Consider the following 17,677-nt stretch of genomic DNA (forward strand, 5'->3'; position numbering starts at 1 on the left):
AAGAATAGCATATTTAACTTTGTTCCAAATAAAAAAGAACGGACAAGGATTTCAACTGAATTCTTTATCTGTTCTTTAAATAATTTTATTAATCGATTAGAAGTATACAGCCACTACCCTTTTAAATCTCAAATACCTTGTTACCTTCCAGTAATTCAGACAACTGTTGAATATTAGAAAAAGGACTTGAAGAGACAACTGTACTTAAGCTCTTTAATCCCATACTTATTAACTCTTTATCTCCTTCATTCATTCCTTTATCAATAACTGCAAAGGACTTGTTAATTGCTTTTTCTCTCTCATCGAAAATTTGTTTGAATACATATTGATATACATCGTACTTACGATTTATTTCAGTTAACAAAACTTCTCTTTGGGCTTCTATTCTAGCGATGTCACGTTGGGTTATTTGATTTTCTGTATACGCTTGTGTTAATTGATCGAAAAAACGAAGAACATCCGCCGATGGAATAATTCTAGATACTTCTTCCAACTTACTTATTGGATTTATATCTTTACTTTTATTAAATATCATTTCGAACATATTATTCTCTCCTATTCCTCAAATATCTTTGTATCAATTAAAACTGCAAAATCACTAGCTAATCCACCAATATAAGCTATATTATTTAGATCTTTTTTAGAAAAATAATTCCTACGAAATATATTTTTTCTAACCCATTTAAATAACCTTGAAATAAATGGATAAGAATATATTTCTTTATACGTGCGCTTAAATTCTTGGTTAAATACTTCTGTGCTTTTCTGCAAAGATACTAATAACTCATTTCCCCTAGTTACTACCAATGACATTTGTAATAAATTTGTTTTTATTTGATCCATAGATTCCATTATGCTATATATTTGCTCTTCAATTTCATTTATTTTTTTGTTAGCACTCAAATGACTAAAAACTCCTGTCAAAACTAATGCGGGAAGCAATACAATACCACCTAAAGCAACTGTTCCAGCAGCCATGCCACCTCCTCCAGTAGCCATTGCACCACCACCAAACCAAGCAAGAGTTGCATTACTAGCGGCAACACCACTTAATCCTGTGATAGCCGCACCCGTTGAAGCAGTTCCAAATGTAGATACTAATGCCCATGCACCTAGTGCAGTACCAACTCCTGTAGCTAACCCCTTCGTTGCATTTAATGCTGCATCCGCTGCACTAATAGTCGAATCAATATTATTAAAATCAACTGTTTCAAGTTCTTCACCCATTTTTCTCAATAATATTTCTCGATCTTTCCCTTTTAAATTTTTAGATATCTTATGTATCTTCTTTAATGCTTTAATAGCTCTAACCTTTGAAGTAACGACCTCTTCCAATACGGAATTTGTTTCTTTTCTTTTTCTTTCCATTTCCTCATATAGTTCTTCGTATTCTTCTTTCCACTGATTAAACTCTTCGATCTTCCTTTCAATTCGACCGGAAGCCCCAAAGGTGACTAAATTTTTAATAAAACCCACTTAAAATCCCATCCCTCTATTAATCTATTAATCAAACTAAACAAATGTAATTCATATCATATATTTTAACAAATATCTGGGATTAGGAAGATAAATTTTATTCGAAAAACAAATAATAAAAGGACATTACATGAAATATAATACCTTTTACTTAACTAGATTTGTTAATTCAATTAAAAAGCCGCTGATCCCAGCGGCTTCTCCTCACACATACTTCCGATGCACCATCTTCCCATCATAAGAAAACACAACGCCCTTACTCTCCACAATGGACTCCATATGCACCGTTCTTCCCCACAGCTGATGAAGATATGGTAATACCTTTTCTAAGTATTTTAAATCAAGCTCGATTCCTTCGTAACTATGTTTAATGTATAATTCTCCGTTCTTTAAGTAGTCTCCGTCTTCTACTACTAAGTACGGGAAGCCACCATTTGTACGCATATTTACGAGCTGATCACGTACATGTTCCCACTCTTTATCTATTACTTTATATTCTTTTCCTTGGCGCTGGAATAAGTACATATCTTCTCTCATTACGAGGTCTTTATTTAAGTAGTTTCTTAAGAACGATACGTCCCATTCAATTTCGCGTACTTCAAAGATTTTATCACGACCAGACCCTGGTTTTACACCGCGTCGCTTCATTTCTTCTGTCGGGTTATTGTAGCGTTCTTCAATATCTTCGAACATTTTAATACCGAGGTAGTATGGGTTAATGCTTGTTTTTGATGGTTGAACTACACCTGCATTAAGCTTTGCGAATTCAATCGCTTCAGAAGATGTTAAGTCCATTTCACGGAGTATGCGTTGATGCCAGTACGAAGCCCAACCTTCGTTCATGATCTTCGTTTCAAGCTGCGGCCAGAAATATAACATTTCCTCGCGCATCATCGTTAATATATCGCGCTGCCAATCTTCTAGCTCACGGCTATATTCTTCAATAAAGAGTAGTAAATCTTTCTCTGGTTGCGGCGGAATTTTCTTCTTTTTATGCATATTAGGTCGTTCTCTCTTTTTGTTTCGATCATCTAAATTCCATAAATCATCGTACTGTGATATCCTTTTCTTTTCTACATCCTCTTCTAAATCTTCAATACTCCACGCAAGTTTCGGACGCATAAGCGATGGATCAATATGCTCTTGAATAGCAAGTACGGCATCCAAAAATGTCTCTACTTCTGCCTTTCCATACTTATGCTCATATGCTTTCACACGTTCAGCTGTTGCAGACATACTTTCTACCATATCTCGCTTCGTATTTGAAAAACGAATATTATTTTTAAAGAAGTCACAGTGTGCTAAAACGTGCGCTACAATTAATTTATTTTGAATTAACGAGTTCGTATCTAATAAAAAGGCATAACATGGATCAGAGTTAATAACGAGTTCGTATATTTTACTAAGACCTAAATCGTATTGTAATTTCATTCTGAAAAATTGTTTTCCAAAACTCCAATGTGAAAACCTCGTCGGCATCCCATATGCACCAAATGTATAAATAATTTCTGCTGGACATATTTCATAACGCATCGGATAAAAATCAAGCCCAAATCCAGTCGCAATTTCCGTAATTTCCGCAATCGCATATTGCAGTGCTTTATCGTCACTTGCTCTCATTATTTTCCCTCCTTACACTTTCCCTTAAGAAAGTGTATGATTGGAAACAAGCTTTCATGAGGATTGATTGCATAATAAAAAGACATCCTCATAAAAACGAGAATGTCTCATCTATTAACCTTCAATAATCTCCATCTTCTCCGTAATCGGTGTACGAGCTTTTCCTTCTGGTGCTTTATCGAAATAGCCAATGTGAAGAATTCCAACGATGCGTTGACCTCTTGTTAAACCAAGTCCTTCTATAAATAATGGATTGTAGTTTAATCCGCCTGATTTCCAAACACAACCTAATCCGCGTTCCCAAGCAAGCAGTTGGAAGTTTTGCATAAATGCACATGTTGCAGCGTAATCTTCGTCGCGTTGAATTTGACGTGGATCTTCATTAATATAAACAACAATTTGTGCAGGCGTGCTTAAGAAACGATCTGATAAAATTTTGCCGCGTTTCGCTCTTTCTTCTTCTGTGAAAGAGTTTAATACTGCATCTACTAATTTTTTGCGACCTTCTCCAATGTATAATTTACAATTCCATGGTTCACGGTGTTTATGATTCGGTGCCCACGTTGCGTCGTTTAATAGTTCAATTAATAACTCTTTATCTACAGCTTTATCTGTGAATGTACGTACAGAGCGTCTTTCTTTAATCACATTTGCGATGGAAGTATATGTAGTCATATTTTTCTCTCCCTTATTTTCATCTATATGTATACATTTGTTATTGATATTGATTTTCAATTTCGATTATACCTTAGTTTTTTACTATTAATCAATGTTTTATGTTGGAAAACTTCCAAAAACGTCATTTTATACTGTGAATAAAAAAACTTCATTTGTTCACAAGTATTTCACATTTTATGGAAATGATATGTGTACAGTTTTCCACATTATCCATCTAGGAGGAATTTACATGTACAAAAAAATCGTAGTAAGTATGACTATGGCAGCATTATTATGCGGGATATCTACCTTCCCTGCTTCTGCTTCCGCTACCACGCCAAAAGAAGTAACATTGCACCATCATCATAAGCCTATTTCAGAAGAAGAAATGCAGTCGCTCGAAAAACTCGGCTATAACAAACATGAAATTTGGAAAGCTGCTCACATTGCAAGAATGAGTAAAAAAGAAATAAAAGACGTTTTAGCTTACTATAAACAAAATAAATCTTGGGAGAAAACAGCCCAGCATTTCGGTGTAGATCCAAGTAAGTTGAAAAAGCATCATATGAATAAAGAGACGAAAAAAGCACTGCTGCAAGAATTAGCAAATATGCAAAAATCTACACCAGACGGACTAAAACAAAAAATGAAAGATTATAATATCGGATTACGTCAGCTCACGGTATTAACAATCATCTCTCAAAAAAGTAATACCCCTCTTGATGATGTACTAAAAATGAAAAAAGACGGTATGGATATTAAACAAATCGCGGAAAAATTAAATGTTAAAAGAGAAGATATACGAGCAGAGATGATTAAATTAGTGAAGTCTATTAAAGAGAAGCAAACAAATTAACACGCAAAAAAGGAAGAGGTATTCACTGCTCTTCCTTTTCTTTATGAACTTTCAACTTTGAAGTATAAATTCCCGTATTTCCCAAAAACTAACATAAACAAATGATGTAGTAAGGGGTGAGAAAATGTTTCGTTTATCGTCTAAAAAGAAGAAAAAAACAATCTGTTCCATTCCAGAGTTTGTCCTCACTATGAAAGAATCTAGTGATTTCGTTTCCTATAACATCGTAGAAGATGGGACACTATGTTTGTTTTATTATAAATCTACAGCTGAATCACTCCTCATTAATCGATTCATTTTAACACCTATAAAAAGAGAATTAGATCGCATTGAAAATATAAGTGACATAGCAAATATCGTTACACTCGAAGGGATCATCACCAATCCTTCTATTGATGATATTCGTGAAAAATTATTAGTTGGGTATGTACTCATACAGATAAAAAACGATTCTCAAGCAGCAGAATATGCACTTATTCGTGCTGAAAGTTCAGTTTTAGGTACACGATTATATAACGATACCGAAAATGAATATAGTGTAATCGGTCCAAAAGTCGGGTTTGTTGAAAATATTGATACAAATACACACTTACTTCGCCGAAATATAGTAACAGAGCAATTGGTTTTCAAAGAAGTTATAGTTGGCTCTATATCAAAAACAAAGGTGATAGTTGCTTACATCGAAGGCATTACAAATGAACAACACATCAATACTGCAATGCAGCGCTTACAAGATGTTGACTTTGATGTTCCTTTTGATGCAACTATGATTGAACAGTTTATTAGCGATAATAGTAACTCACCCTTCCCTGTTTTACTACCTACAGAGCGGTTAGACCGCTCTGTGTACGCATTACTGAATGGAGGCGTTGTTATTTTAACAGACGGTTCACCTTACGCATTAGCTGGACCAGCGACGTTACTTGATTTCTTCGTCTCGCCAGAAGATTATTATTTACCATGGATCGCAGGCTCATTTCTTCGAATGGTTCGCTTTTTCGGAGCAGCATTCTCGCTATTTTCATCAGCTATTTATACAGCTGTATTAACGTATCACTATCAAATGATTCCTGTGGATTTACTAGGTCCGATTATTTTTTCAAGAGCTAATGTACCCTTTCCGCCCATTTTAGAAGCACTTTTTTTAGAAATCACAATCGAATTGCTCCGTGAAGCTGGAGCACGATTACCTACAAAAGTTGGACAAACAATCGGCATCGTTGGCGGGATTGTAATTGGCCAAGCATCTGTTCAAGCTGCTTTAACGAGTAACATTTTATTAATTGCAGTTGCTTTATCAGCACTCGCTTCTTTTACAACACCAACTGTAAAAATGTCTTCTACTATCCGGATACTACGATTTCCACTTATTCTTTTAGCTGGTGCATTTGGGGGCTTAGGTCTTATTGTAGGATTCGTACTCATATTAGCTCATTTAATTCGCTTAAAATCACTTGGATCACCTTATTTATTACCTCTATATCCATTTCGCGGTTTAGGGACAGCAGAAGGACTCCTTCGCCTTCCATTTAGTCAAACTGCAGAACGCGCTTCTTTTCTAAGGCCCAAAAAGAAATGGCGCTATGACCCGAACAAAGCGAAAGAAAAACGCGACGGTGAGGAAAAATGAAAAATATTTTATTATGCTTTTCCATTATCATTTTAATTGTTCAATCTGGTTGTACAGAAGCATATATAGTTGATACACAGCGAATGATTCACGTAGGTGGATTCGATATAATAAAAGATAAAAAATTTCGCGGAACCATTTTATATCCCGATTACACAAAGGGCGTACAATCTAAACCAGAAACTCAATCAACTCATGCAGGTACAATTGAAACAATCTCTTCCCTTCTAAACGCCAAATCTCCACATACGATCGCTGTAGGTCAAATGCGTGTTGTCCTATTTGGAAAAGCATTTGGTGAACATGGACTTGGAGATGTTATTAACAACTTACAACGTGATCCTAACATTGGCCGTGATGTGCAGCTAGCACTTGTAGATGGTTCAGCAGAAGAATTACTGAAACATGTCAGAATAAATGGATCACTTTATTTATCTGATTTATTGGAGCAAAATATAAAAAACGAGACAATCCCGCGGACAGCTTTAAATATTTTTTTATATAACTTCTATTCATCTGGATGCGATCCATTTCTTCCTTACATTCAAGTATCAGAAGACAAATCTGCTTCCATTAAAGGGCTAGCTTTTTTAAAAAAGGATAAAGTGGTTATGTATACAGATAAGAAAAGGTCTTTTTTATTTAAATTACTCATTAATCCAACGAAAAATGGGCGTTACGAAGTCCCAATACGTCAAGGTAAACATAAAGGATTAATTGCTACTCAAAACATATCTGGAAAAAGTGTATGTTCTCTTTCACCAAACGGTGATATTCCGAAAGTTAACATACACTTAAAATTAAATGGACTCATAAAAAATGCTCCCAGCTGGCTTGATTTATCGAAGAGCAAAAATGTAACTTACGTAAAAAGACATGTAGAAAAAGCGCTTGAAAAGGATTTAAACGAATTAATACAAACATTCCAAGAAAATGAAATCGATCCAATTGGTATACGTGAAGAAATTCGTAGTCACTCAAGAAAATGGAGCATGAAACAAATTCAGAACATGTATCCTAACGTAGACGTTGCTGTCAATGTAAAGATTAATGTCGTACAATCTGGTATCGGAGAATAGTGAGGTGCTATCATGGCTGAACAAGATAAAACACATACTGTTTCCCCTTATTTCACATTCCTTCTATTACACTCTCTTCAAATTGGAGTAGGTGTGCTAGGATACCAAAGGATTATTGCACAATTTGCCGGTTATGATGCTTGGATTTCTCTTATCATCGCTGGCATTGCAACTCATATCGTACTATTTTGCATGCTTAAAATGTTAGAAAAAGATAATGATTTAATGAATATTCATACGACATGTTTCGGAAAGTGGATTGGAAAATTTTTTTCTGTATGCTTTGCCGCATATCTTTTATTATTTTGCCTTACTGTTCTTCGTTCATATATTGAAGTGATTCAAGTTTGGGTCTTTCCTACAATTAAACCGTGGAAATTAACCTTACTATTTTTACTTGTAGCTTATTACATAATTAGAGGTGGCTTGCGGTCTGTAACAGGAATATGTTTTTGGGGAGTTATCATACCGATTTTCGTCCTATTTTTCTTAGTTTTCCCAATGAAATATGCACATGTCCGTAACATTTTCCCAATTCTTACTCATTCACCTTTAGAAATTCTAAATGCAACGAAAGCATCTGCATTAGAATTTCTTGGATTTGAAGCGATTCTTATTTTTTATCCGTTTATTAAAAAAGGAAAATCGATAAATAAATGGGCACATGGTGGTATTGCTTTTTCAACTGTTTTATACGTAGTACTGGCAATTGTTTCCCTTATGTACTATAGTCAAGGGCAGCTACACCATACCATTTGGCCAACATTAACGATGCTAAAAATCATTAAAGTTCCTTTTATCCAAAGGTTTGAGTACATCATTATTTTTCTATGGTATCTTATTATTTTACCTAATCTTTGTTTAACCATTTGGTCTTCTTGTTGCATTAGTAAAAAATCGTTTCACATACCATTTAAAATCACACTACCATTATTTATCGCAGTCATATTTATTTCATCCTTATTTTTCACAAACCGTGAAAGTATCAACACATTAAATACAGTACTATCTAAAGCTGGTTTATATATTGTATACGCCTATATCCCAATTTTATTTCTATTTCATTCACTACGATGGCGCTTCAAAAATCCGTCGAAAAAATCTTCAACCGATACACCATAATCTCTGATACAATTTGAGTAATACATTTGTAAAGGGGACAAGCGTATGAAGAAATATGTATTTTCTTTACTTGCAGTACTGAGTTTAATTCTTGCTGGATGCGGAGCTACTAGTACAAATGAAAAAAAATCATCTGAATCAAAAGAAGAGCATGACCACGCCACGCACACTCAGCAAACTGACATTCAAGAGAAAACAAAAGGAGTCGACACACTTCCTACCTTCCTAGACAAGCTTGATCCACAAATGAAAGACATTTACACTGTTGCTGGACAAAATGCAGAGCTATTAGATTGGATTCCATGTTACTGCGGTTGCGGTGAGAGTGTAGGACATAAAAATAATAAAAACTGCTTTATTCGTGAAATGAAAAAGAATGGTGAAGTTGTTTGGGATTCCCATGCAACGACTTGCGTCAATTGCCTAGAAATCGCAGTTGAATCTGCTTCGATGAAACAAAAAGGAAAATCAACGCTTGAAATTCGTAACTATATCGATAATAAATACAAAGAAGGCTATGGCAAGCCAACACCTACGCCAATGCCAAAAGCTTAAAAACGAGGAAACACCTCGTTTTTTCTTTTCATTCACTTTTTTTCTTAACAAATTCTTTCAAGTGTATTTCTCCTTACTTGTCACACACTATATATAACTCCTCAGTAAGGAGGGTACACAGTGCAAACATATAACGACTATGACAAAGCTCTCTATTACACGTATTGCTGTAATTGGGATAAATTACTCGTTCTCATGGTTCAAACGAACGATCAACTATTTTCTAAGCGTATTGAACATTTTTTACACGCTTATCAATACAGTAAAGAACTACCAGAAGTTGATAAACAATTGCAGCTCCTATTTCAATATATTGACCACGCATCCCAAAAGTCACATATAGAAGAAGTAGAACAAATTCAAATGTAAAATATAGCGCTATTCTCTTCAGGAGAATGGCGCTTTTTTAAATATTGATATCAATAAAAGTTTCCTCTTATAAAACTTTTATTGATAAACATATTTTTTCTTTCTTTTCTGTGCTACTTCATACTATAATTTAGTATGTAACTATTATAAGAGAGGTATAAAATATGGGACGAGAAAAAAAGCAAGAATATGCTTTACTTACCGCATGGGGAGCTTCTTTTGTCGCTACACTAGGAAGTCTTTATTTTTCCGAAATCATGAAATTTGAGCCTTGTGTACTTTGTTGGTATCAACGTATTTTTATGTATCCATTCGTTTTATGGCTTGGTATCGCTGTAGCAAAGAAAGATTATCGCATCGCAAGTTATTCTTTACCAATTGCAAGTATCGGTGCTTGTATTTCTTTATATCACTATGCAATTCAAAAAGTCGCAGCATTTTCAGCTGCTGGGGCAGCTTGCGGCCGTGTACCTTGCACCGGAGAATTCATAAACTGGTTTGGTTTTATTACAATCCCGTTTTTAGCACTTATCGGCTTTATTACAATCGCTGTATGTAGTTTTATTGTAATAAAAAACAAATAAGGAGATGAAACAATGAAAAAAATGCTTATATTTGGTGGTATTATTATCGCTCTGTTTGCAGCAATTTTCGCTGTCACACAAATGGAAGAAAAAAATGCTACTAGCCAAAAAATTGATAATGCTACTGAAAGTAAGACAAATGGCCCTGACTACTATACAAACAAAATCTCTCTTTCAGATCTTCAAAAGAATTTAAAAGAGAAAAAAGAAGAAACAGTATACTTTTATCAAACATCTTGCGTTCATTGTCAAAAGCTATCTCCTGTCGTAGTACCAATGGCTAAAGACTTGAACGTCGATATGAAAGTTATGGATATTGAAAAACTAGATGTTCCTTGGGATGAATATAAAATTAAAGGAACTCCAACAATCATTCACTTTAAAGATGGCAAAGAAGTAAGCCGTATTAGTGGTGAACAACCGGAAGACAAATTAAAAGAATGGCTTGAGCAAACGAAAAAATAACGAGAAAAGGAAACTCCTTCTACACATGAAATGGGCGTAAAATCCCAAACTAATGTATAAGGAGGGGGTTTTATGCCAGAAGTGAAATGTTCTGTTTCCAATTGCTCATTTTGGGGACAAGGTAACTTTTGTCAAGCAAGTGCAATCGTTGTTCAACCAGATGCTCAAGAGGCTGGTTCAAATGCAAATGATTCGTATACAGGCGCGGTTTTAACAAACGAGACGCTAGAAAGTTCTGTAACAACAAGTGTAGAAACTTGTTGTCATACATTTAAGCCAAAATATTAAATAAAAAAAGCATACGATTACTCGTGTGCTTTTTTACATTCCTCTCCAAAAATCATGCATCATAAAAAAGTACAAAATAACGAGAACAACTGTCCCACATAAGGTAATGCGCCGATATATACTCTTCTCTCCTTCTCTTGCTTTCACAAATGCCCAAATAAATCCGAAGAACAATATTAAATCAACATATGGAACATAAAAAGAAAAAACGAGAAACGCATACAAATACACGATAAATAAACAGGTCGTTACTAAGAAAATTTTAAAAGCAAATTCACTTTTCATAATGTAACCGCCCCCCTATCTGTACTGTATTATATTCAGCAAAATACAATAGTTGCAGTTAAACTCGAAGTAGAAATAAGCTACCGTCTATAATACGGTAGCTTATTACGGAATATTATATTTCCGTTTATATATATTACTTAAAGTCGAAGTAGGAATTTGCTCATAACGAATTTTTTCTCCTGTTTCATCCACAATATACAAATTGTTTCCTATATAATATATTCCATCTTTTCGTTTTGAATACACTGCATATCTTTCGTTTGGCAATAACGTTTTCACTTTCGTTAACTGTCCATTTGGTTCTTGCCAATATATATCGGCACGGTCTACTAACGTAAGCACGCCAATTTGCTCTTCTTCCACTTTACGACCATTCCAACTTACAACACGGTAACCAAGCTTATTCGCTTCATATTCGGGGCTCGTATGAAAACGGGAAATGATTACTTTTGTTTGTAACTGGACTCGATCATATAACCACTGTATATCCCTGTCATGCATGCGAATACAGCCATTCGATTCGCGGCTTCCAATCGTCCATTCCCGATTCGTTCCATGAATGGCATACTCCTTCTTATCCAAACCTAACCAACGCGTACCGAGAGGATTATTCGGTGCACCCCCAGCTATTTTTTTTCGATGGTATTCTTTATTTTTAAATTTAGTTATAATACAAAAATTACCTTCAGGCGTAGGTGTACGGTCTCTTCCAGTTGTTACGGGGAATGTCTTTGTATAATTTCCATTTTCAAAAAAAGATAATTGGTTTGTCGTAAGATTCACTAATATTAAATGATCTGTATCAGCAAAAGCACTAACCGGTAGGATGAAAAATAATAGTATGACGAAACATAACTTTTTCATCTATATCCCTCCCCTAGCGCTCAATATAATAATTGGAATTAACTTTACTTTGCTCTTATCAATGAAAACTATCCATTTACAATAACGCCTCCATTTACATGTATCATTTGCCCGGTAACATAGGATGAATCCCCAGACGCTAAGTATACGTATGCTGGCGCTAATTCATATGGTTGACCAGGTCTTTGCATCGGAACATTGCTCCCAAACTGAGAGACTTTCTTCTCATCAAAACTCGATGGGATAAGTGGCGTCCAAATTGGTCCCGGTGCAACACCATTTACACGAATCCCTTTTTGCACTAATGACTGAGAAAGTGATCTTGTAAAAGCTACGATTGCTCCTTTCGTTGCGGAATAATCAATTAATGTTTCATTTCCTTCATATGCAACGATAGATGCCGTATTTATAATGACATCCCCTTGCTTTAAATGAGAAAGTGCTGCTTTCGTAACGTGAAAATAAGAAAAAATATTAATGCGAAACGTCTTTTCTAGCTGTTCTGCTGTAATATACTCTAATCCTTGCTGTGGATATTGTTGTGCGACATTATTTACTAAGACATTCAAACTACCTAGCTGCCGAACGGTCTCTTCTACAATATCTTTACAATGTTGTTCATTACTTAAATCACCCGGCAACAATACACACTTTACCCCCTCTTTCTCAACATATTGTTTCGTCTCATTTGCATCTTCCTCCTCATCTAAATACGCAATCGCAATATTTGCTCCCTCTTTCGCAAAAGCGATGGAAACAGCGCGTCCAATCCCACTATCTCCTCCTGTAATTAATATATTTTTTCCTTTTAACTTTTCGCTTCCTTTATAATTTGGGTCTTCGAACTGTGGTAGAGGATTCATTAACGATTCAATACCAGGTTGTTTATTTTGATGTTGCGCTGGCTTTGTTACAAAGTTTTTTTGCTGCGGCATATCTTCTTTCAACTCCTTTTCCTTATAATATGCGCACAATAAAAACTGAAATTCACACATCGTTTTACGATTAATATTCGAATTTAAGACACAAAATATGAATTGTTGTAAACTTTTTATGCAAAACTATTGCAAAATAGTTAAAAAACGAATATTATATATAACTGTTGTGAAAATTATTCGTAAACAGAAAGGATGTTTATATGTTTAACCTTTCAAAACATAAAACTTCTATTAAAACTGAAATTATGGCAGGTATTATTACCTTCTTAACAATGGCATATATCATTGTCGTAAACCCTGTCATCCTTGGGGATGCAGGAGTTCCATTTGAACAAGCATTTACAGCAACAATTATCGCTGCTGTTGTCGGAACATTATTTATGGCGATCTTTACAAACTTACCAATCGCAATTGCACCAGGTATGGGATTAAATGCTTACTTCTCTTACTCTGTTGTAAAAGCTCATGAAGGCATGACTTTCGCAATTGCATTCTCTGCTGTATTCGTAGCAGGTATGATTTTAATTTTGTTATCATTCACATCTTTCCGTACAAAATTAATGGAAGCAATTCCTGAAAACTTAAAACATGCAATTACTGCTGGTATCGGTCTTTTCATCGCCTTTATCGGTTTACGTTTAACAGGTATCGTTACAAAAAATGAAGCAAACTTAGTTGGACTTGGTGATCTTCACTCTGCTCCAGTACTACTAGCATTAGCTGGACTTGGAATTACAATTGTCCTTATGTCTTTAAATGTAAATGGTGCACTATTTATTGGAATGCTATTAACTGGTATTATCGCTTACTTCACAGGACAATTAACATTCTCAAACGGTGTTACATCAATGCCTGGATTACCAGAAGGAATTATCGTTTCTAATCCAATTACTGCTGTTTCTGATGTAATTAACTACGGATTGTACGGCGTTGTATTTTCATTCTTCCTTGTTACATTATTCGATACAACAGGTACATTACTTGGTGTAGCTCAGCAAGGTGGATTTATGAAAGATGGAAAGCTTCCAAAAGCTGGACGAGCTCTTCTATCTGACTCATTCTCAGCAACAATCGGTTCTATGTTCGGAACAACACCATCAACAGCTTACATTGAATCATCTGCTGGTGTTGCAGCTGGTGGTCGTACTGGTTTAACAACTGTTACAGTAGCTGTTCTATTTGCACTAGCAGCATTCTTCGGACCATTAGTAAGTGCCGTTTCTGGTGTATCAGCTATTACTGCACCATCATTAATTATCGTTGGTAGTCTTATGATGGGATCAGTTCGCCACATCGATTGGGACGCATTTGATGAAGCATTCCCAGCATTCTTAGTAATCTTAAGCATGCCACTTACATCAAGTATCGCAACAGGTATCGCACTTGGATTTATTTCATACCCAATTATGAAAGTGGCAAAAGGTAAATTCCGTTCTGTTCACCCACTTGTGTATGTATTCGGAATCTTGTTCGCTTATCAATTGATTTTCTTACCACATTAAAATCCCTCATACAGAGGGATTTTTTATTTATAAAAGGAAAGTAGAGCATCTAATTTCGATGCTCTACTTTCCTTCTATAACAATCATACGAATTACTTTTAACACTTCTCATTTACTTGTAATTCTTTACTGTACTTTTGAATGAAAATATTGATGAAATAACCATTACCATCCCTACACTCAACCCAATAAGCTGATCCAATAGCATTTCATCATGAATGAACCAGCACAGTAAAAATACACCGCCAAAAATAAGCAACATAGTAAATCCAGTATGTCTAAGCTCTTTATATACATTTTCCATCTGTATCACCACTCCACATACTTTTATCCATATTACACCACATATCCATCAAGCAAACATATTGTCCTCTGGCAGTATGCAGCTACCTTTTGATCATGTGTAACAACTAGCACCGTTTTTCCTTGTTTATGAACCTCTTTTAAAATGCTCATAATTTTTTCTCCGTTTTCTTGATCGAGAGCACCAGTCGGTTCATCAGCAAGTATAATTTTTGTATCTTGTGCTAATGCCCTCGCTATCGCTGTCCTTTGCTGTTCTCCTCCAGATAATTCGTGGGGATACTTATTAATATGTCTCTCCAGCCCTACCATCTCAAGCATTTCTTTTGATATTTGTATACGTTTCTTATGAGAAATTTTTCTATATATAAGCGGGAGCATTACATTTTCAATAACTGTATAATCATCTAGTAGCGAAAAGTTTTGAAACACAAATCCAACTTCCTTATTTCTATACTTATGATAGTTTGACTTTAATGTACTCGTATCCATGCCATCTAAAAAATACTTTCCAGTAGAGGGGTTATCAATTAAGCCAATAATATTAAGTAAGGTTGATTTCCCTGAACCAGATGGTCCCATAATGGCTATCATTTCGCCTTTTTCTATTGTAAGATTAATATCTTTTAAAGCACTAAAATTACTCTTTCCGTATCCCTTAGCCACATTTGCGAGCTGAATCATCTATAACACCTCTTTCATATATGTATTTTTTATTTTTAGTACATTGAAATAAATGATTGCATATATAACGAGGATCATTACAAGTGATAAAGCACCTATAACAACCAATGATTCTATAGAGACTTTTAACGTTCCAAAGAAAGATAACATACTATTTTCTAGCCCTTTCTGAATTTCAATTACTCCGCTATTCTCCCATTGAAAATACATAATTCCTATACATATAGATAAAACGAATAACAACATATACTCAATAACAAACGGAAGACATAGTTGAAAAGTACTTGCTCCTAATGCTGATTTAATAGAAATATTTTTACGTTCCATATAAAGCGTGGCCATTGATGTTAATAAAATAGATATAAATGAAAAAGATAAGACTGTACCGCTTAATAATAAGGGATATGACATATTATCACTACCTTGCTTTTCATTTTCTAATAATTTATCCGGATTTGTAACATAATACGAATACCCCTTACCTTCTGTTACCTTTAATACTTTCTTTTGAAATTCATTTATATTTATCTTCTCATTTGTTTCTATAATTACCCCATTGTATAAAAGGTCTACACTATAGAACTCTATTTCTTCTGTTCCAATTGGTAAAATCGCCATGTCATCTAATAATGTAATACGATTATCTGATATTTCACCGCTTCGAGGATATGTAAATGCTGAATTTTTTTCTAAAAAGCCAATTACTTTTAGTTTCATTTTTCCAGATGGTATGATATCACCAATAGATGCCTTTCCTCTATAATTAGCCCCTAATATAACAGGTCTACTATCAAATACTGATTTATGAAATTCCGATTCCTCAAAATATCTTCCTTGTGAAATTCGTATATGAAAGTATTTATTAATATCTTTATCAACAATAAGAGTCTTTATCGTTCCATTTTCTTTTTTTAAACTAAGTGAATAGTTACGGAACAGATAATTAGTTTTATTTGTTATTGGTATCGTATTCGATAACCCTTGAATGAAATGTTGATAATCACTTTTCGCTTTTTCTTCGCTAAACAATGTTATATCTTGCGTCGCATAAAGTTCATAGAAATTTTTATGCGTCGATAAATTATTTGCTACCGTCATCATTTTTCGATATCCCGAAAGATTACTAACAAATTCTATTGCTGAAGAAAATGCAATAATTAAAGAAATTACTATAATCAAACTTGGTAACAACCGTTTTTTCACAGACCGTATAGAATCAAATATAAAAAACATGAAGACCTCCTACGTTCTTAAGTGTTTTCCGGGATATATATTTATAATGTGCTTGATTGGAATTACAGTAACAAAAATTGTAAGAAAAATTATAAAAACAACATTGCATATCAATACATATAGTGTTAACGGTTTTACTAAGTATGTCTCAAAATAAGTATGAATTGTTCCCGAAAATATTTCTAACGTAATAAAAACTACGAACATCGCTGCTAGAGAAATAAACAAAATTTGAATATATAGTTCGCAGTAAATAGATATATTAGAAGCACCTACTGCTTTTTTTAATGAAATCTCTCTTTCTTTTTTATAAATCCAAAATAAAACCGCAGAAATGCCAGAAACAATCGCAATAAGAATGAATTTATAATAATACTTATTTGCTGAATCTATATGTGTCACATGTAGTTCCTGAAGATCTCGTTCATTCAGTATTTGAACATCTCCCGAAAGCACTTCTTTACTCCTATCCATAAACTTTTTTATTTCTTTATGAATAGATGATGTAGGATTAACAACTGTTAATTGTAATTGTTTACTCGCGATAATACCTTTTTTAGATATAGTAGGTAAGTTTTGAAGTGGAACGTATATTCCTGCTACACCGACGTCACTGTCTTTTCTCGATATAGTTCCTATTTTTTTATATGTATCATCAAATTCATATAGCTCCTCTACATTCGTTTGATCGCCAACAACCATATCGCTTACATTTTCACGATGAAAATATTGTCCTTCAGAAATATATGGCTTCCAATAATAATCATCTTTTAGGTTCACAGCTATGATCTTTGTTGCCCCTGAACTATTTAATGCTTTTAAATGCTCTACGTAAATATCACTTCTAACAAAAGTATCTTGTATGAAAGGAATTACCTCTTCCAATTCAGTTGCATTCGCTATCGGAACAGTTAAAATTTGATTCTTCTCTGGAAAACCGATTTGAAAAGCAGATATAAAGTTTCGTTTAGACTCTGTTAAAAGTGCGGCTATTGATATAGAAAGAAAAGAAATAAAAAATGCCATAAGAAGAATGACTGAAAACAGTTTATTGTTTTTTATATTTTTAAAAGCTAAATACATGTCTCTGCTCCTTTTAGATAAGAAGGAGATGATAAACATCCCCTTCTCCTTATCCAAATATTTATAAAGACAACTGTTTAA

20 protein-coding genes and 1 pseudogene are annotated in these 17,677 nt (G+C 34.3%); 10 read left to right on the top strand and 11 right to left on the bottom strand.

Features of this window, described 5'->3' with window-relative positions:
* Positions 1-121 precede the first annotated feature (121 nt).
* The 4 genes from DN392_RS01825 to DN392_RS01840 form a co-directional block, all read right to left on the bottom strand.
* Positions 122-544, bottom strand: a complete 423-nt coding sequence (locus DN392_RS01825; protein WP_061672591.1) for a hypothetical protein — start codon at positions 542-544, stop codon at positions 122-124.
* A gap of 11 nt (positions 545-555) precedes the next feature.
* Positions 556-1,476, bottom strand: coding sequence for a hypothetical protein (locus tag DN392_RS01830; RefSeq protein ID WP_064469252.1), 921 nt, complete (start codon positions 1,474-1,476; stop codon positions 556-558).
* A gap of 204 nt (positions 1,477-1,680) precedes the next feature.
* Positions 1,681-3,096, bottom strand: a complete 1,416-nt coding sequence (gene spoVR, locus DN392_RS01835; RefSeq protein ID WP_001202707.1) for a stage V sporulation protein SpoVR — start codon at positions 3,094-3,096, stop codon at positions 1,681-1,683.
* Between the two features lie 114 nt (positions 3,097-3,210).
* Positions 3,211-3,771 carry a nitroreductase family protein gene (locus DN392_RS01840; protein WP_000214807.1) on the bottom strand — a complete coding sequence of 187 codons (561 nt, stop codon included), beginning with the start codon at positions 3,769-3,771 and terminating at the stop codon, positions 3,211-3,213.
* Positions 3,772-4,003: 232 nt separating this feature from the next.
* On the opposite strand from DN392_RS01840, the gene DN392_RS01845 reads away from it, so the two are divergent.
* The 9 genes from DN392_RS01845 (at position 4,004) to DN392_RS01885 (ending at position 10,701) form a co-directional block, all read left to right on the top strand.
* Positions 4,004-4,609 carry a hypothetical protein gene (locus tag DN392_RS01845; protein WP_048567160.1) on the top strand — a complete coding sequence of 202 codons (606 nt, stop codon included), beginning with the start codon at positions 4,004-4,006 and terminating at the stop codon, positions 4,607-4,609.
* A 124-nt stretch (positions 4,610-4,733) separates the two neighbouring features.
* A complete protein-coding gene (locus DN392_RS01850) occupies positions 4,734-6,239 on the top strand; it encodes a spore germination protein (protein ID WP_000489317.1) in 1,506 nt (501 codons plus the stop codon).
* Positions 6,236-7,318: a spore germination protein GerYC gene (gene gerYC / locus DN392_RS01855; RefSeq protein WP_000789838.1), complete on the top strand. Its 1,083-nt coding sequence runs from the start codon at positions 6,236-6,238 to the stop codon at positions 7,316-7,318. The genes DN392_RS01850 and gerYC overlap by 4 nt, the downstream gene beginning before the upstream one ends.
* 12 nt (positions 7,319-7,330) lie before the next feature.
* Entirely contained in the window at positions 7,331-8,440 is a 1,110-nt protein-coding gene (locus DN392_RS01860; RefSeq protein ID WP_061672596.1) for a GerAB/ArcD/ProY family transporter, read from the top strand.
* A gap of 45 nt (positions 8,441-8,485) precedes the next feature.
* Complete coding sequence (locus tag DN392_RS01865) at positions 8,486-8,995, top strand: PCYCGC domain-containing protein (RefSeq protein ID WP_064470952.1); 510 nt, start codon at positions 8,486-8,488, stop codon at positions 8,993-8,995.
* Between the two features lie 120 nt (positions 8,996-9,115).
* Positions 9,116-9,364 (top strand): YhdB family protein, encoded by a 249-nt coding sequence (locus tag DN392_RS01870; protein ID WP_001195458.1) that lies wholly within the window; start codon positions 9,116-9,118, stop codon positions 9,362-9,364.
* Between the two features lie 164 nt (positions 9,365-9,528).
* Positions 9,529-9,948: a disulfide formation protein C gene (locus tag DN392_RS01875; RefSeq protein ID WP_000532271.1), complete on the top strand. Its 420-nt coding sequence runs from the start codon at positions 9,529-9,531 to the stop codon at positions 9,946-9,948.
* A 12-nt stretch (positions 9,949-9,960) separates the two neighbouring features.
* Complete coding sequence (locus DN392_RS01880; protein ID WP_000738444.1) at positions 9,961-10,413, top strand: thioredoxin family protein; 453 nt, start codon at positions 9,961-9,963, stop codon at positions 10,411-10,413.
* Positions 10,414-10,485: 72 nt separating this feature from the next.
* The gene (locus DN392_RS01885; protein WP_001115401.1) at positions 10,486-10,701 is read left to right on the top strand and encodes a DUF1540 domain-containing protein; all 216 of its coding nucleotides are present in this window, start codon (positions 10,486-10,488) and stop codon (positions 10,699-10,701) included.
* 33 nt (positions 10,702-10,734) lie between these two features.
* Here the strand turns inward: DN392_RS01885 and DN392_RS01890 are convergent, their stop codons facing one another.
* The 3 genes from DN392_RS01890 to DN392_RS01900 all read right to left on the bottom strand — a co-directional run bounded on the left by DN392_RS01890 (position 10,735) and on the right by DN392_RS01900 (position 12,788).
* Complete coding sequence (locus DN392_RS01890; protein ID WP_000834191.1) at positions 10,735-10,986, bottom strand: hypothetical protein; 252 nt, start codon at positions 10,984-10,986, stop codon at positions 10,735-10,737.
* Positions 10,987-11,091: 105 nt separating this feature from the next.
* Entirely contained in the window at positions 11,092-11,853 is a 762-nt protein-coding gene (locus DN392_RS01895; protein ID WP_000732017.1) for a L,D-transpeptidase, read from the bottom strand.
* A 68-nt stretch (positions 11,854-11,921) separates the two neighbouring features.
* Positions 11,922-12,788 (bottom strand): SDR family oxidoreductase, encoded by an 867-nt coding sequence (locus tag DN392_RS01900; RefSeq protein WP_088091180.1) that lies wholly within the window; start codon positions 12,786-12,788, stop codon positions 11,922-11,924.
* A 203-nt stretch (positions 12,789-12,991) separates the two neighbouring features.
* Between DN392_RS01900 and DN392_RS01905 the strand changes: the two genes are divergently transcribed.
* Positions 12,992-14,293, top strand: coding sequence for an NCS2 family permease (locus DN392_RS01905; RefSeq protein WP_000482732.1), 1,302 nt, complete (start codon positions 12,992-12,994; stop codon positions 14,291-14,293).
* Between the two features lie 98 nt (positions 14,294-14,391).
* Here the strand turns inward: DN392_RS01905 and DN392_RS01910 are convergent.
* The 4 genes and pseudogenes from DN392_RS01910 to DN392_RS01925 all read right to left on the bottom strand — a co-directional run bounded on the left by DN392_RS01910 (position 14,392) and on the right by DN392_RS01925 (position 17,596).
* Positions 14,392-14,597 (bottom strand): annotated as a pseudogene (locus DN392_RS01910) (hypothetical protein).
* Between the two features lie 32 nt (positions 14,598-14,629).
* The gene (locus tag DN392_RS01915) at positions 14,630-15,280 is read right to left on the bottom strand and encodes an ABC transporter ATP-binding protein (protein ID WP_000615291.1); all 651 of its coding nucleotides are present in this window, start codon (positions 15,278-15,280) and stop codon (positions 14,630-14,632) included.
* The gene (locus tag DN392_RS01920; protein ID WP_149237900.1) at positions 15,281-16,513 is read right to left on the bottom strand and encodes an ABC transporter permease; all 1,233 of its coding nucleotides are present in this window, start codon (positions 16,511-16,513) and stop codon (positions 15,281-15,283) included.
* Positions 16,514-16,522: 9 nt separating this feature from the next.
* Positions 16,523-17,596: an ABC transporter permease gene (locus DN392_RS01925; RefSeq protein ID WP_149237901.1), complete on the bottom strand. Its 1,074-nt coding sequence runs from the start codon at positions 17,594-17,596 to the stop codon at positions 16,523-16,525.
* Positions 17,597-17,677 lie beyond the last annotated feature (81 nt).

It is taken from the genome of Bacillus sp. BB51/4 (genome assembly GCF_008368845.1).
GTDB classification, from domain to species: domain Bacteria; phylum Bacillota; class Bacilli; order Bacillales; family Bacillaceae_G; genus Bacillus_A; species Bacillus_A wiedmannii.

Excerpts from the sequence above, each read along its gene's own strand:
- DN392_RS01825 (WP_061672591.1), bottom strand. The coding sequence starts at position 544 with ATGTTCGAAATGATATTTAATAAAAGTAAAGATATAAATCCAATAAGT.
- DN392_RS01850 (WP_000489317.1), top strand. The coding sequence starts at position 4,734 with ATGTTTCGTTTATCGTCTAAAAAGAAGAAAAAAACAATCTGTTCCATT.
- DN392_RS01890 (WP_000834191.1), bottom strand. The coding sequence starts at position 10,986 with ATGAAAAGTGAATTTGCTTTTAAAATTTTCTTAGTAACGACCTGTTTA.
- DN392_RS01880 (WP_000738444.1), top strand. The coding sequence starts at position 9,961 with ATGAAAAAAATGCTTATATTTGGTGGTATTATTATCGCTCTGTTTGCA.
- DN392_RS01875 (WP_000532271.1), top strand. The coding sequence starts at position 9,529 with ATGGGACGAGAAAAAAAGCAAGAATATGCTTTACTTACCGCATGGGGA.
- DN392_RS01925 (WP_149237901.1), bottom strand. The coding sequence starts at position 17,596 with ATGTATTTAGCTTTTAAAAATATAAAAAACAATAAACTGTTTTCAGTC.
- DN392_RS01920 (WP_149237900.1), bottom strand. The coding sequence starts at position 16,513 with ATGTTTTTTATATTTGATTCTATACGGTCTGTGAAAAAACGGTTGTTA.
- DN392_RS01840 (WP_000214807.1), bottom strand. The coding sequence starts at position 3,771 with ATGACTACATATACTTCCATCGCAAATGTGATTAAAGAAAGACGCTCT.
- DN392_RS01900 (WP_088091180.1), bottom strand. The coding sequence starts at position 12,788 with ATGCCGCAGCAAAAAAACTTTGTAACAAAGCCAGCGCAACATCAAAAT.
- DN392_RS01865 (WP_064470952.1), top strand. The coding sequence starts at position 8,486 with ATGAAGAAATATGTATTTTCTTTACTTGCAGTACTGAGTTTAATTCTT.
- DN392_RS01885 (WP_001115401.1), top strand. The coding sequence starts at position 10,486 with ATGCCAGAAGTGAAATGTTCTGTTTCCAATTGCTCATTTTGGGGACAA.
- DN392_RS01895 (WP_000732017.1), bottom strand. The coding sequence starts at position 11,853 with ATGAAAAAGTTATGTTTCGTCATACTATTATTTTTCATCCTACCGGTT.
- gerYC (WP_000789838.1), top strand. The coding sequence starts at position 6,236 with ATGAAAAATATTTTATTATGCTTTTCCATTATCATTTTAATTGTTCAA.
- DN392_RS01860 (WP_061672596.1), top strand. The coding sequence starts at position 7,331 with ATGGCTGAACAAGATAAAACACATACTGTTTCCCCTTATTTCACATTC.
- DN392_RS01915 (WP_000615291.1), bottom strand. The coding sequence starts at position 15,280 with ATGATTCAGCTCGCAAATGTGGCTAAGGGATACGGAAAGAGTAATTTT.
- DN392_RS01905 (WP_000482732.1), top strand. The coding sequence starts at position 12,992 with ATGTTTAACCTTTCAAAACATAAAACTTCTATTAAAACTGAAATTATG.
- DN392_RS01845 (WP_048567160.1), top strand. The coding sequence starts at position 4,004 with ATGTACAAAAAAATCGTAGTAAGTATGACTATGGCAGCATTATTATGC.
- spoVR (WP_001202707.1), bottom strand. The coding sequence starts at position 3,096 with ATGAGAGCAAGTGACGATAAAGCACTGCAATATGCGATTGCGGAAATT.